Here is a 12,465-nt window from a genome sequence, read left to right as displayed (position 1 = left end):
TCGGTGGGCTCGGCGAGACACTTGCGATGTTCGCCAACGCACTTCTCGACTACCTCGCACAGGTTCTTCCACAGAGTACTGGTGGGCCGTCGGCGAGGTGCCTGCCGAGCAGGTCCTTTCCAGCGGCCCCCAGCCCGAACCGGGCATGCGGCTTGTCACCGCACCCGGCTCTCCAGTGACTGCTCCGTGTGTGCTGGGACAGGACTCCTGCCGTGGATGTCCGCGTGACAACTACCGCAGACCACAAGGGTCTTGCGCTTCCGCGCGGCCATAAGATCTGCCCACGGTGGCCGGTTTCCCGATCGTCCGAGGTCAGCGAGCTTGGCGACATGGTGGACTTCCACCTCATCGACGCGTCCGCATGACTCGCACCGCCCGGCAAGGAGCCGGGTGATCAGTTCCTTGCGTTTGGTATTGACCGGAGCCAGCTGACGGTCAGTAATGACCGTCTTCTTGTTCTGTCTCAGCGGGATCCCGCCGAACCGTCCGACCAGTGGCTTCCTGTCGGTGCGTTCAACGCGAGCCTCGAAGCACTTGCGCAGCCCGTGCGGGGTCTCGATGGTGGCCGCGTACTTGAGGGCCATCTTCGACACCGATGAGCGGTGCTTGTTGGCGAGTGTCATCAGCATCGAGGTCTCCATGACCCATTGCAGCCGGGCAAGTCGGAAGACGTCGCCGGCCATCAGGTAGTACTGGACGGTGCCGCGGTACTCCGACCCGTAGGTGCTGACGATGATGTGGTCGTCCTGGTTCAGCAGTTCGGGCCGACGCGCGGGTTTGCCGCGCTTCATGTACTGGGCCTGTTTGGCAACTACCACCGAACGGGGGACACGCAGGCGGATGGTCCCATTGACAGAACGGCGTCTGCCGGAGACCTTCCGGTCATTGTGCAGCACGGTGATGTCGTAGCCGAGGAACCTCGCCGCCTGGGTACGGGCGTGCGTGATCAGCGTTTTCTCCGGCGACATATCCAACTTGAGTTCCTCACGCAGGAATTGCGCCAATCGCTCTTTGATTTCCTCTGCTTCTGCCTTCGGTCCGGCAAACCCGAGTAGCGTGTCGTCGGCGTAGCGCACATACCTCAGCCTCCGATATCCGGGGTCGCGAGGATCCCCGCTCGGCATGCTGTGGAGTTGCTTGCGAAGTTCCCGCACCGCAGCGCGGTCATCTCGCTTGCGGGCGCACTGAATCGCGTACCAGACCTTATGGAACTCGCGACTCTGCTTTCTGACTCGCCCTCGCGTGTACTCAGGGATCAGAACGTTCTCGACATACTCATCCATCTTGTGCAGGTAGATGTTGGACAGGATCGGTGAAACAACTCCGCCCTGCGGGCTTCCGCTGTGCGTTGCGTTCCAGACCCAGTCCTCCATGTATCCGGCCTTGAGCATGTTCCGCATCAGCCACAGGAATCGGTTGTCGTGGATTTTCTCGCCCAGGATTCGCAGCATGACCTCGTGGTCAAGCCGGTCCAAGCACTGAGAGATATCGCCCTCGACAAACCAGACTGTCCCCGTCCAGGTGTTGGCCACATCGCGCAGCGCGGTGTGGCATCCCCGGCGGGGACGGAAACCGTGGGAGGAATCAGAGAACGTCGGCTCGTAATACGCCTCAAGCAGCAGGCGGATCACCTCGCCGACGAGCTTGTCGCTCCAGGGCGGCAGGCCGAGCGGGCGCAGCTTCATGCTGCCCCGCCCCTTGGGGATGTAGACCCTGCGGGCTGGGCTCCACCGATAGCGTTCGTGGCGCAGCGCGTCGATGACGTGCTCGATCTTGCCCAGCGACATGCCGTCCACGGTCTCCCCGGAGACTCCGGGCGTCATCGCTCCCTTGTTGGAGTAAAGACGCCCGTAGGCCAGCAGATACAACTGTGGATTGAAGAGCTGTCGATACAGTTCGTTGCACGGCAGGCCACGCCTGCCGCGTTCACGGAGGACACCCAGCACCGTTTCGGCGCTCTGCATTTCGCATACCTCCCGACTCTGTGGTGTCCGATCACCTGGCCCCCTTCGCCCGTTGCAGACGGCTTTCTCGTCCTCCTTGGCCGGTCGTGACTCCGGCGACTACTGCGGGGCCTCCGTCGCCATAGGAAGATCTCTTCCTGTAGGCGATCCCATGTTCGTCCTTGTTGTATGTTCTAGCGTGATGTAGGCGCCCCACTCATCTCCTTGAATGCCCTCATTGGGCATCGCTCCGCACTCCGGAGGTTGCATCGGCCATTCCATAAAGCCGTCGCAGGATGCGGCGCCGGTGGCAGGCAGCTTTCCGACGGATCTGACCTTCGATCTTCTGGAGATTAGGGTTCAGGCAATCCAGCTTTCACCGTGTCACGCGGACCCCTCGACGCCCCGTCTCTGCTACCTGAGCCCGGCCGTCGATTTCCTGGCATGCTCTTTTCCCCTTCACCGTTTCCGGATTGGGTTAGCCATCAGGTCCAAGAATCTCCCTCCAAATTCCTCCCGACTGGGTCGGGGATACAACAAGGCGCCTCATGGCGCACTGAAACCTGTCCGCGACCTGCGTGGCGTCGGGACAGACGGTGCGGGTGGCCTCGGCGTAGGCGCTGGCCCGGTCCCGGCACACGATCTCCACGCCGGGGTGGTCGCGCAGCCAGGCTATGAGCGTGTCCGCGGTGCGGTCGGGCAACGCGTCCACGCGCTCGCCGGTCTCCACGTCCATCAGGATTGTCCCGTAGACATGGCCCTTCTTGAACGCGAAGTCGTCCACGCCCAGGACCCGCGGGGCCGTGCCGAGCTTCTTGTCCGGGAGCTTGCCCAGCAGCCTGAGCAGGGAGTTCGCGCTGGTTGGGATCGACAGGTGCGCAGCCAGCCGGGCCGCGGGGCGCCCGGCCAGTGCCAGCGCGAGCCTCTCCAGCGTCCGGCGCAAGACCGGTGTGCGGCGCGCGAACCGCTCGGTCAGCCCTTCTACCTGCTAGACGAACGTCCGGCGACCGCCCTCCGGCGTCCCGCAGAGGAAACGCCGGCCCAGAATCTCTATGACGACCTTCCGTCCCGCCACCGCCAGGTCGGCCAGGGGTCGGTGGTATCGCCCGTGGATACGGCTGGACGTGCAACCGCACCCTGGACAGGGTGCCTCTCGACTCACCACCCGCGCGGCGACGGCCACCGTGATCTCCTCCACCGTGATCTCCTCCACCGCGACCGACTTCAGGTGGGAGAAGGCGGTCCAGAGCACGCTGCATTCACACGAATGGCCAACGGATCATCGGCCTGTAACGCAACGTCACACAGCCACAAGAACTGGATCAGTGCCGTATCTACTGACCGCCGTCAGTCGACGTTGCACTGGCCGACGTGGTGGTCCTCCTCCAATTGCAAGTGCCTTCAGCGGCGCGCCGAGCGTGCGTGGGTAGCGCTCGGGGCTGTGAGCCGATCAAGGTGTTGTCGCACGCTGCTGGCCAGCTCGGCGTAGAACGGCACTCGGGGGGCTGCCTGGAGGATTTCGGTGCAGGCGGTCAATTCCCCGACGAGCCCGGCGGGGGTGCCCAAGACATGGGTGAACTCCTTGAGGATCCTCTCCGCCAGTTCTGGCACAGGGAGGGAGTGCAGGTACAGGTTCGCGGCGTCGTAGCCGGTGGGGGCGGTGCCCCAGCCTTCCCAGTCGAGGAGGGTTAGCTGTGGTCCGGTGAGGTTGGCCCAATGGAGGTCGCCGTGTGCGGTGGTCCAGGTGATCTCGCCGGGAGTGATGCCGGTGAATTCCGGGACGCGGCGGCGGATGTACTGCTCGCGCACCGCCTCGCGGCTGGTGTCAACCAGCGCGAGATGGTCGAGGGCTTGGTGGAGGTCGTGCCACCAGGTATCCGGTAGGTCCACGCCTTGGCGGAGGACCGGGTTGTGGGAAACTGGCGGCGTGTCGACGTGCTGGTAGAGCTCTGCCCGGTAGTCCCAGCCGTCGGTTGACCAGTCCGCCAAGCCGAGCAGCTGTGGTCGCGGCACGGTGGGAGGCACGGACTGCTCCGCCTCCTTGGGGCCCTCCCACAGCTTCCCGCCTGCTTTGCCTTCGGGTTCGCTGACCAGGCGCAACCATGCCGCGATGTCCGGGGCTGTGACGGCCCCGGACAGCGTCCGACCGGCATATCCCCAGGCCTCCCCGCCAGCGGAGTCGGCAACGTCCAGCAGGGCGCACGCCTGGTCGCGGGCGGAGAGCATGCGGTCCCTGACAGCTGGCTCAGGGGCAGTGAACATCGGCTACCTTCTGTGGCTGACGGCGGCGACGCCGGCCGCGACCAACTCGGTAGCGACAGCGGCGACTTGGTCGAGGGGGAGCGAGGAGCTTACCGACAGCTCACCCAAGGTCGGGGTGCCTCCCTCAGTGAGAGGCTTGATCACGTCGAGGACCGGGGCGGTGAACGTCCACTCCTGGCCGCCTGCGCTCAGCACGACCTGGCCTTCGCCGTGCACCTCGTACCATGCGCCCGACGCGGTGAGGCGGACGTGGAGGCTTTCGTCGGCGGGGATGCCGTCCACGTACGGCAGGGACGGCATCGGCCGGCCCGGGTCCATGGTTCCCCGCGCGCTGGCGAACTCCTCGATCACACCGCTGTGCAGGGCCTGGGTGAACTCCTTCCGCAGCGCTTGCACATACGTCGACTGTTCGTCGGGGGAGGCGAAGTAGGGCAGGTTCGCGCGGACGGTTGCCGAGGCCCGCAACTGATCCGCCAGCCACGAGAGCAGGTCGGCGCCGGTGGCAGGTTTCAGGCCGCACGTCAGGTGCAGGGAGCGGCCTTCGGTGGCGGCGACGGCATGCCACCAGCCTCGGGGCAGGTAGAGCATGTCGCCCACACGGAGCACGATCTCCGCGACCGGTGCGCCGCCCGGTGGTTCGGGCGCTTCGACGTCGATGCGGAGCGGGTCGATGCGGGTGGGTTCATAGATCTTCCACCGCTTGGCACCCTCGACCTGGGCAACCACCACATCGTGATCGTCGAAGTGGACACCGAAGCCTTCTTTCGAGGTCCACGAGGCATAGAGGTTGACCTGCACGTCGGTACGGAAATGTCGTTCGAGCGCCTGCGCAAAGTGCTCCACACTGGGGTGAAGGGCGTCGACGGCGTCCAGGACGAGTGAGACGCCGTCGTTGAGCTGGCGGTGGAGGTTGCCGGGTTCGATGCGGTGCCAGACGGTGTGGCGCTTGGAGACCACAGGGTGGGTGTAGGCGTGCTGGGGGACCTGGGTGCCATTGTTGAACAGCCGTAGCCGCGGGGGTTCGAGGCGGTGGCGGGCGATGATCTCGTTGAGGTCGTCCCAGGTGAACAGGTCGGAGAAGTCGCTTACTTGGGGCCAGAGGCGGTAGGTGCGGCCGAACGCCTCGGCGGGGAAGTCCCCGCCGAGGCTTCGGACCGCCGCGGTGATGGCGGTCATCTTCTACGGCTCCGATCAGTCGTTGCCGTCGCCCTTGCCGGTGCCGCCGCCGTCGCTCAGGCGGTCCTGGGTGCGGGCGGCCTTCACCGTGCGCTTCGAGACGATCAGGTTGTCCATCTCGTACTCCCTTCTCTCTTCGGGTTCTCCCGCCGAGGTTTCGGCGGGAAGCTGTCGGGCGCCTACGGCGCCGGGTCGGTGTCGGGGGCGGAGACCGGGGCGGCCAGGGTGTGCTTGCCGTCGTGCTGGGCGGTAAGCGCTGCCAGGAGGGTCAGGCCGGCGGTGGTGCCCAGCAGCCACAGCCGCTCCAGCCACTCGTCCAGCCGCGGGTCTCCGCCGCGGTGGCGGCCCTTCACTCGCCGCCGCCCGGCAGGTCGCGCTTCATGTGCCGCTGAAAATGCAGCAGGCACCGGCCGAGGGCCTGAAGGCGATGAGTGGCTGAGACCAGCCCGTGCCGGGACCGGACCGGAGCTGGTACTCAGCACCGACGATCGCCTGTCGCCAGGCGCCGTCTCCTGCGTGATGCTCGTTGACGTGCTCTTTGGCCTGGTCGACCAGCGGGGCGAGGTGCCCCTTGAGGGCGTCGATCAGCCGGAGGACTTCGTCATACGCCGGGAGCGTGGTCCGAGAGCGCAGAGCGGCGGCGATGTCAGCCTGGAGTTGGTCACTGCCGACACCCACAGCGGGTGGGGGCGTGACGGTGTGGGTGGTAGCCATGGTGCGACTCCTCGAAGACAGGGGTGGTCATCACCGCCGCCTGGGGCGAGGAGAGGCCGGCCGCGCGGCCCCTGGCGGCTGAGAGGAGTCAACTGCTCGGGAGGCAGGCAGATCCGCAAGGGGCTTGCGACCTCGCAAACCGTTTGCGGGTCAGTTCAATTGAGGGGGACTCCGGCGCGGCCGGCAAAGGCGCGGACGCCCGGAAGAGCCCGGTCATGGTGGAGCAGGCTGCTGGCCATGCCCTTGACCGCACCGCGGCGGATTTCCTGTGGTGCGGCCCGTTCGGCGGCCAGTAGGGCGCGGTAGCACTGTTCGGGCTTGCCCCATTGGTCGAAGCAGCGGGCCACGTCGATGAAGAACCGCCCCTGCCGTTCCGCGGTCGGCAGGGCGGTGGGGTCGATGGTCTTGGCCAGGTCGACCGCCTGTCCTGCGTCTCCGAGCAGGTAGTGGACCGACAGTTGGTGCAGTTGTACCTGCTGGACCCCGGCATCTGTGCGGACATCGGCGGCCGCTCGGCCGGCTTTGGCGGTCTCGGCCGCTTCCCCGATCAGCGCGTGCGCAGTCTGCCGGTCGCCCATCTTGGCCGCCGTGTAGGCGGCGGTCGCCAGCAGCGAAGTGCTCGCAGCCAGCCGCGCAGGCTCTGCGGTGCCGCGGTCGGCTCGCACGTCCTGCGCGGCTTGCACGGCGATGTCGGTGGCTCGTGTGAGGTGTCCCTGGCGCCGCCACGTGCTGGAGACCATCCGGTGGGCTTCAGCGATTGTCAGCGCGTCTCCGCCGGTCCTCGCGGAGTTCAGCGCGCGGTCCGCGGTGATCGCCACGAGTCCGTCCTCGCCGAGTTTGATGCACAGGCGAGCGGCGATGTTGTAGAGGTCGGCGACCGCCGTGGCCGCCGTCTCCGCAGTCTGGAGGGCCTGAGCGCGGGCGATCTGGCCGGGCAGGGTGCGGGCCAGGATGTCGTAGCGGGCGGCTCGGAAGTGTGCACGGGATTCCTTCACCGCGGCGGCGACGCCGGCCGGTGACACGTCGCTGTCCTCGGACACAGCGGCGGTGCCGTACAGGAGGAGCTCTTCGAGGGGCGCGAGCGTGCTGGCCTCGGCTGGTGTGGCGCTGGCCAGGGGGGAAGTGAAGACCACCGCCGCAGCGGCCAGAAGTTCACGGCGTCGCACGGGGTCGTCACCCTCCTCCGGACCAAGGTTGCGGCCAACACTAGCGGAGGCAGATGCTCGACGAGCTGATACCGGAGCGTGCCCGGGAGGCGGCGCGGCACCAAGGAGTTCGGGCAGTGGAACGTCCAGAACATCGGATAACTGACGCAGCTTTTCCAGGCTGTTGACCGGGATCACGTCCCGCTCGACCTGGGAAACCCAGCTCTCCGACTTGTCGATCACCGCGGCCAAGTCCCGCTGTGGCCACCCCTTGCGCCTGCGGGCCTTGGCGATCAATTTCCCGAGCGTCAGTGCGTTCCCCGCCACTGGGAGCCCCCGAGGTCCGTATCCCACCGAGTGAGCAAGCCACGGTACTGCCGCGAGAACCGCGGTTGTAGGGGGCATCACGCCGACACACTGTTTGCCGGTAGCGGCGGGCTAACACCGCTGGTCCGCTCCGGCCTTACCCGATCCGGCCGCTTCATGAGCGGCGAGGCGATCTGCACCCGGCTCCGGGGATGGGACTCGGCCATGCGGTGTTTGACCTGCTGATCCAGGGACTGTGATGATCGCTGATCATGAGTGGTTGGATATTGGCTACATCCTTGCTGAAGATGGCGTTCGGGCCTTCGGCGAAGCGGCGCTACCCCACCCCGCTGACGATGCACCAGCGGTGGATGGTCTCGATGGACGCGATTCTGGCAGAGCGGATGTGGGGTCACAGCCACCTGATGCTCTACCCCCTCAAGAGGATCAACTCCACGAACTGCAGGGTGAGCCTGGAACAGAGCTGGGGCGTCACCTCACCGGAGACTTTGCACGCGACCTTGCACCGGCTGGCCAACCAGGGACATCGCATGCAGATGGCGCCGGTCATCGGGCACCCTCCGGTGGCTTGGGACTTCGCCCGCTACGTCACGGTGGTCAGGCTCGGCTTCGGAGCCGGCTATGTCGACGAGCCGACTGCCTGGGCGCTTCTGGGGAATGCGGTAGCGCCCGCGGCGCAGAGCTACCGCTCTTGGAGCGCCTTCGCAGACGACTTCATCGCCGGGCGCGCATTGTGGATGCAAAACGCCGGCGCCGAATGGACCGGCTCCCAGGAAGACACGGTGCAAGCCGCACGGCGCCTCCTGGATCCGGCGAACCCCACCAGTCCCTGGCAGCAGGTCCCTTGGGAGTCCATCTACCAGCCCGACCAGGTACAGCGCCGGAACTCCTGAAGGCAATGTGTCTGCCTCTTGTTGCCGTTCGCTGAAAGATGCGTTGTCGCCAGGAACGGCGAGTTGGTAGGAGCACTGCTCGCGCTCCCGCCCGGCACGGCGGTGCAGACGGTCCAGGAAGCCGGCTGCCCGCAGTATGCGCTGCTGGCGATGCTCAAGTACGTCAAAATCAAAGCCCTCGTGATGGCTCAGAAGGCGCAAGGCCAAGGGCTCGGCGCGGCCCTGCTCAAGCGTTGCACCCAGCTGTACTGGCAGCTCGACTTCATGCTGCTGTATGGGGAGTTCGAGAGCGAACGGGCCCTCCGGCCCTTCTATGAGCGCCAAGGGTTCACCGTGCTGGAGCCGGGAGAGAGCACCGATGTCGGCTATGCCCTGACCGGTCGGCCGATCGGTTTGGGGGCAGGGCCGGGGGATCAGTTCTTCCTCCGCTGGAGAAAGAACTGATCCCGCGCCTCGAGACCCGTCGGCGCCGGGGCCGGTGTACTCGCCAGAGTCGACTGAACCTGTGCGCAGGGACGCCAGCCGGCGTCTCGTTCTGAAGACAGGCCGCGTGCACTGTCGGATCTGATCCGGTGAGTCGAAATGCGATTGGTGTCACAAAGCTGGCTTGTCGTCACTGGTCGAGTGATGGGCTCGGGTTACCTTGGGCGCTGCAACTGGGCAGTGGTGATGCTGCGTCTTGGTGTACGCAGTCGAGTTGAGGGAGTGAAAGCGGGTGGGGGCGGAGTCGTTCTCCGTGGATATAGAGGCGCTCAAGAACGCGGGGTTGGGTGCGGCGGACCTGATGGCGCTGCTGGAGAGCCACAGTGTCGGGGACATCGACTGTGACGCGGATGTCGTGGGGCATGACGGTCTGGGTGCGGCGCTGGCCAGCTTCTGCGAACGGTGGCAGGTGGGCGTGAAGAACCTGACGAAGGACGGTCGGGGGCTCTCGCGCAATTTGATCGACACCGCAGGCGCCTATCTGGAGGTCGACCACCAGGTTGCCGCAAACCTGGCACGTATCGCCCCGCACCCCCGTGGTGGCGCGCATGGCTGAGCTGGGGGAGAGCCAGGACCCGAAGGACCTGGTGTCAGGTGACGCGAAGGCTGTGCAGGCCACGGCTCACCTCCTGACGCAATTCGGGCAGACGTTGTCCCGGGTCGGCTCCGGGCTGCGAAACCTGGACCACGGCGGCTGGAAGGGAAGAGCGGCGGACGCCTTCCACAACTTTTACGACGGGGAACCGAAGCGCTGGATCACTTGCGGTGACGCCTTCCACGACGCCGCGCAGGCCCTGACCTCCTACAGCAACACCCTGACGTGGGCGCAGGAGCAGGCACGCGAAGCCATTTCGTTGTGGGAGCAGGGTGACAGGCAGACGCAACAAGCGCAGGCGGTCTACGAGCGAGCCTCCCAGCAAGCCCAACAGCAGAATGGCGTCAGCGCGGCCTCCGCCCTCGCCCCGTTCTCCGACCCGGGCGAGGCAACACGACAGCAGGCCCGATGCCTGTTGCACCAGGCCCGCAGCCAGGTGCAGGCAGAGGGCAATCGCAGCGCCGGGGCGGTGGCCAAGGCCCAGGAAGCGGCACCACCTAAACCAACACTGTGGGACAAAGCCACCAACGCAGTTGAAACAGGCCTGGATTCTCTCGCGGACGGACTCCGCCACGGCGCGGCCAGCGCGCTGCACGGAGCGGGACACGCCGAGCACATGGCGCTGCAGGGCGCCGGCACATTGCTCGGAGCGGAGATCAAAGCCACCGGAAAGATCGCCGGGGGAGCTCTGCACGCCGGCGCATCCGTCCTGTCGGGCCTGGGGTTCCGCGACGGCTCACGCGATCTGGAAACCGCAGGCGATGACGTGGAGACCTCCACCGAAGGCGCCGGCCAGGACGTCGAACATCGCACGCACGAGGCAGGCGAAGACGTCGAAGACACAGCGGATCGGGAGGCGACCAGCGTCGAGGACGGCGGCAGCGCTGGCGGTGGCGGCGGCGGTAGAGACGTTGGCGGCCACGGGCACTACGTCATCATCGACAAGGTGAAGTACCCCGAGACCGCCCAACACGTCGACGAAGCCCAATCCGGAATCTCCTGGCGCGGAGACGAGCGGCGCGAGCAACAGCAGCCCGCGGATTTGACGATCGACCGCGACGGCGCTGACGACAACCGCAAAGAGTCCCTGCGCGGGATACCGAAGCGAGGCGCTGAAAAGCTGGACCGGGACGAGTACCCGCCAGCGATGTTCGCGGAAGGCGGCCTCGGCGCCTCAGTGAAGTACATAGATCGGAGCGACAACCGCGGTGCTGGCAGATCGATGGGTAATCAGCTCAGGGGCCTCGATAACGGCGAGCACGTGACGGTGATAACTGCATGAACACACCCTTCGATCCCCAGTACCTCGCCGCGCTCACCGCACGAGCCCGCTACCCCCTGGGGCCACCCGTCACCGTGGAGCTGGACCGCTCCGACGGCGCCTACGGTGAGCTGGCTGCGCTTTTGACGCGCCACAACGGCCTCACCGCCTTCAACGCCGGCCTGCAGATCTTTCGAGCTGATGCCGAAGGCCTGGGCCCGGACTTGCAGACCTGGAACGCCCCGCAGACCTGGAAGCACACCTACGAGGGCCTGGCTGACGGCTTGCTGTGCTTTGCCCAAGACCTCTTCGGCACCCAGTTCGCCCTCGACGACGAGGGACACGTGGTGCGCTTCGACCCGGAAACCGCCGAACGCACCATCCTCGGCGACAGCCTGGAACACTGGGCACAGTGGCTCCTGGCCGACCCCGACGTGCACGGCGCCCACGCCTTCGCCACGAGCTGGCAGGACCACCATGGCGCCCTGACACACGACCAACGCCTGATCCCACTACGCTTCTTCACCCTCGGCGGTACCTACGAGGACGACAACATCGCCGTCAAAGAGGCCGCACAGTGCATGCGCATCCGCGGCCCCCTCGCCCAAACCCTGTACTCGCTACCCGACGGAGCCCACTTCCAGATGACTTCCACCCCACCCCCGAGCGACCCCGACCTGCTCTCCCACCACGAACTCAAGGTCCGCGCTGACTACTCAACCCTGCTGATCATGGACGACGATGCAAGCCTGGACGAACCCGAACGAGCCTGGTTCGACGCACTGGTTGCGGATTGGATCAACACCTCCCCCGGCGTCGTCAGCATTGGAGCCGCCCGCCCCTTCAGCGTCCCCGTCATCGTAGACGTGCGCCGCACGCCCCCGGCCGACGACGACGTGGAGCTTCAGCAGGCCGACCACGTCACCCAGGCCAGCCTCACGCTCCCCTCCGGACGCCTGCTGATCTCCATGCAGGACATCGACGACGAACTGCCGCGCATCCCCCTCACCCCCGGCACCTACGCCGTGCGCATCTACTCCCACGGCCTGCACACCATCTCCGAGGACGGGCTGGACGGCGAGGACCGCTACCACGTAGTGCTCTGGCCCACCGACGAAGACCACCCCGCCCAGGTCCTCAAGCGCTACCCCGAGCCCCTTCCCGGCGGCTGAATACCCGCCGCCGGCAGCAACGCTGCCTACCTCGCAATCCGACTTTCGTGCCCAGCCACGCCCTGCACTACCTGCAGGCATCCGATGAGCGGTTCGACGCGATCTACTCCGTCTTCGGCGCGGTCGGCCTCGTCGCTCCCGAAGTCCGGCTCCGCAGCCTAGACCGCCCGGTGCGCACGAGGATCGTGGTTTGGTGTGGCTCAAGTAGGAGGTGTTATGGCTGAGTTGGTCTCGCGGCAAGATTTTCCTTTGATGATTGAGTTCTCTCATTTTGCGCTGCAAGAGTGTGATGAGGAGTGTGTGCCGGAGCCGTACCCGGATGGCCGGGAGCCCGTCGAGGGGGCGTTTCTCACGGAGCGCGTCGGCAGGATCGATGTCGAGAGCGCTGGCCACACGCATACGACCGTCTTGGAGTGTGAGGTCTGGGACGGTCGGCCGCCGGTTGATGAGCGGGTGGTGTGGGAGGAGCAGGGCGAGGCCGACATCGTGTCGCA

13 protein-coding genes and 2 pseudogenes are annotated in these 12,465 nt (G+C 66.3%); 7 read left to right on the top strand and 8 right to left on the bottom strand.

Annotation, left to right across the window (positions count from 1 at the left end; all coding sequences use genetic code 11):
- Positions 1-155: 155 nt before the first annotated feature.
- The 8 genes from IEZ17_RS40425 to IEZ17_RS40390 form a co-directional block, all read right to left on the bottom strand.
- Positions 156-1,964: a reverse transcriptase/maturase family protein gene (locus tag IEZ17_RS40425; RefSeq protein WP_189308625.1), complete on the bottom strand. Its 1,809-nt coding sequence runs from the start codon at positions 1,962-1,964 to the stop codon at positions 156-158.
- A gap of 457 nt (positions 1,965-2,421) precedes the next feature.
- A complete protein-coding gene (locus IEZ17_RS40420) occupies positions 2,422-2,886 on the bottom strand; it encodes a transposase (protein ID WP_189308624.1) in 465 nt (154 codons plus the stop codon).
- 45 nt (positions 2,887-2,931) lie between these two features.
- Positions 2,932-3,195, bottom strand: a complete 264-nt coding sequence (locus tag IEZ17_RS40415; RefSeq protein WP_189308623.1) for a transposase family protein — start codon at positions 3,193-3,195, stop codon at positions 2,932-2,934.
- A gap of 149 nt (positions 3,196-3,344) precedes the next feature.
- Positions 3,345-4,205, bottom strand: a complete 861-nt coding sequence (locus IEZ17_RS40410; RefSeq protein WP_189308622.1) for a hypothetical protein — start codon at positions 4,203-4,205, stop codon at positions 3,345-3,347.
- A 3-nt stretch (positions 4,206-4,208) separates the two neighbouring features.
- Positions 4,209-5,381, bottom strand: coding sequence for a cupin domain-containing protein (locus IEZ17_RS40405; protein WP_189308621.1), 1,173 nt, complete (start codon positions 5,379-5,381; stop codon positions 4,209-4,211).
- Between the two features lie 179 nt (positions 5,382-5,560).
- The gene (locus IEZ17_RS40400; protein WP_189308620.1) at positions 5,561-5,734 is read right to left on the bottom strand and encodes a hypothetical protein; all 174 of its coding nucleotides are present in this window, start codon (positions 5,732-5,734) and stop codon (positions 5,561-5,563) included.
- A gap of 25 nt (positions 5,735-5,759) precedes the next feature.
- Positions 5,760-6,095: a DUF6415 family natural product biosynthesis protein gene (locus tag IEZ17_RS40395; RefSeq protein ID WP_189308619.1), complete on the bottom strand. Its 336-nt coding sequence runs from the start codon at positions 6,093-6,095 to the stop codon at positions 5,760-5,762.
- A gap of 155 nt (positions 6,096-6,250) precedes the next feature.
- Entirely contained in the window at positions 6,251-7,645 is a 1,395-nt protein-coding gene (locus tag IEZ17_RS40390; protein WP_268249897.1) for a helix-turn-helix domain-containing protein, read from the bottom strand.
- Positions 7,646-7,854: 209 nt separating this feature from the next.
- Between IEZ17_RS40390 and IEZ17_RS40385 the strand changes: the two genes are divergently transcribed.
- The 7 genes and pseudogenes from IEZ17_RS40385 to IEZ17_RS40360 all read left to right on the top strand — a co-directional run.
- Complete coding sequence (locus tag IEZ17_RS40385) at positions 7,855-8,460, top strand: DUF1266 domain-containing protein (RefSeq protein ID WP_229853100.1); 606 nt, start codon at positions 7,855-7,857, stop codon at positions 8,458-8,460.
- 18 nt (positions 8,461-8,478) lie between these two features.
- Positions 8,479-8,904 carry a GNAT family N-acetyltransferase gene (locus IEZ17_RS40380; RefSeq protein WP_189308616.1) on the top strand — a complete coding sequence of 142 codons (426 nt, stop codon included), beginning with the start codon at positions 8,479-8,481 and terminating at the stop codon, positions 8,902-8,904.
- A gap of 271 nt (positions 8,905-9,175) precedes the next feature.
- Positions 9,176-9,499, top strand: coding sequence for a hypothetical protein (locus IEZ17_RS40375; protein ID WP_194505915.1), 324 nt, complete (start codon positions 9,176-9,178; stop codon positions 9,497-9,499).
- Entirely contained in the window at positions 9,492-10,820 is a 1,329-nt protein-coding gene (locus tag IEZ17_RS43610) for a putative T7SS-secreted protein (RefSeq protein ID WP_229853097.1), read from the top strand. The genes IEZ17_RS40375 and IEZ17_RS43610 overlap by 8 nt, the downstream gene beginning before the upstream one ends.
- A complete protein-coding gene (locus IEZ17_RS40365) occupies positions 10,817-11,971 on the top strand; it encodes an SMI1/KNR4 family protein (RefSeq protein ID WP_189308614.1) in 1,155 nt (384 codons plus the stop codon). The genes IEZ17_RS43610 and IEZ17_RS40365 overlap by 4 nt, the downstream gene beginning before the upstream one ends.
- Before the next feature lie 41 nt (positions 11,972-12,012).
- A pseudogene (locus tag IEZ17_RS43605) lies at positions 12,013-12,132 on the top strand (SAM-dependent methyltransferase); the annotation flags it as partial.
- A 55-nt stretch (positions 12,133-12,187) separates the two neighbouring features.
- Positions 12,188-12,465: pseudogene (locus IEZ17_RS40360) on the top strand (hypothetical protein); the annotation flags it as partial.

It is taken from the genome of Streptomyces albospinus (genome assembly GCF_014648695.1).
GTDB lineage: Bacteria > Actinomycetota > Actinomycetes > Streptomycetales > Streptomycetaceae > Streptomyces > Streptomyces albospinus.
This window is presented reverse-complemented; position numbering and strand designations above follow the sequence as displayed.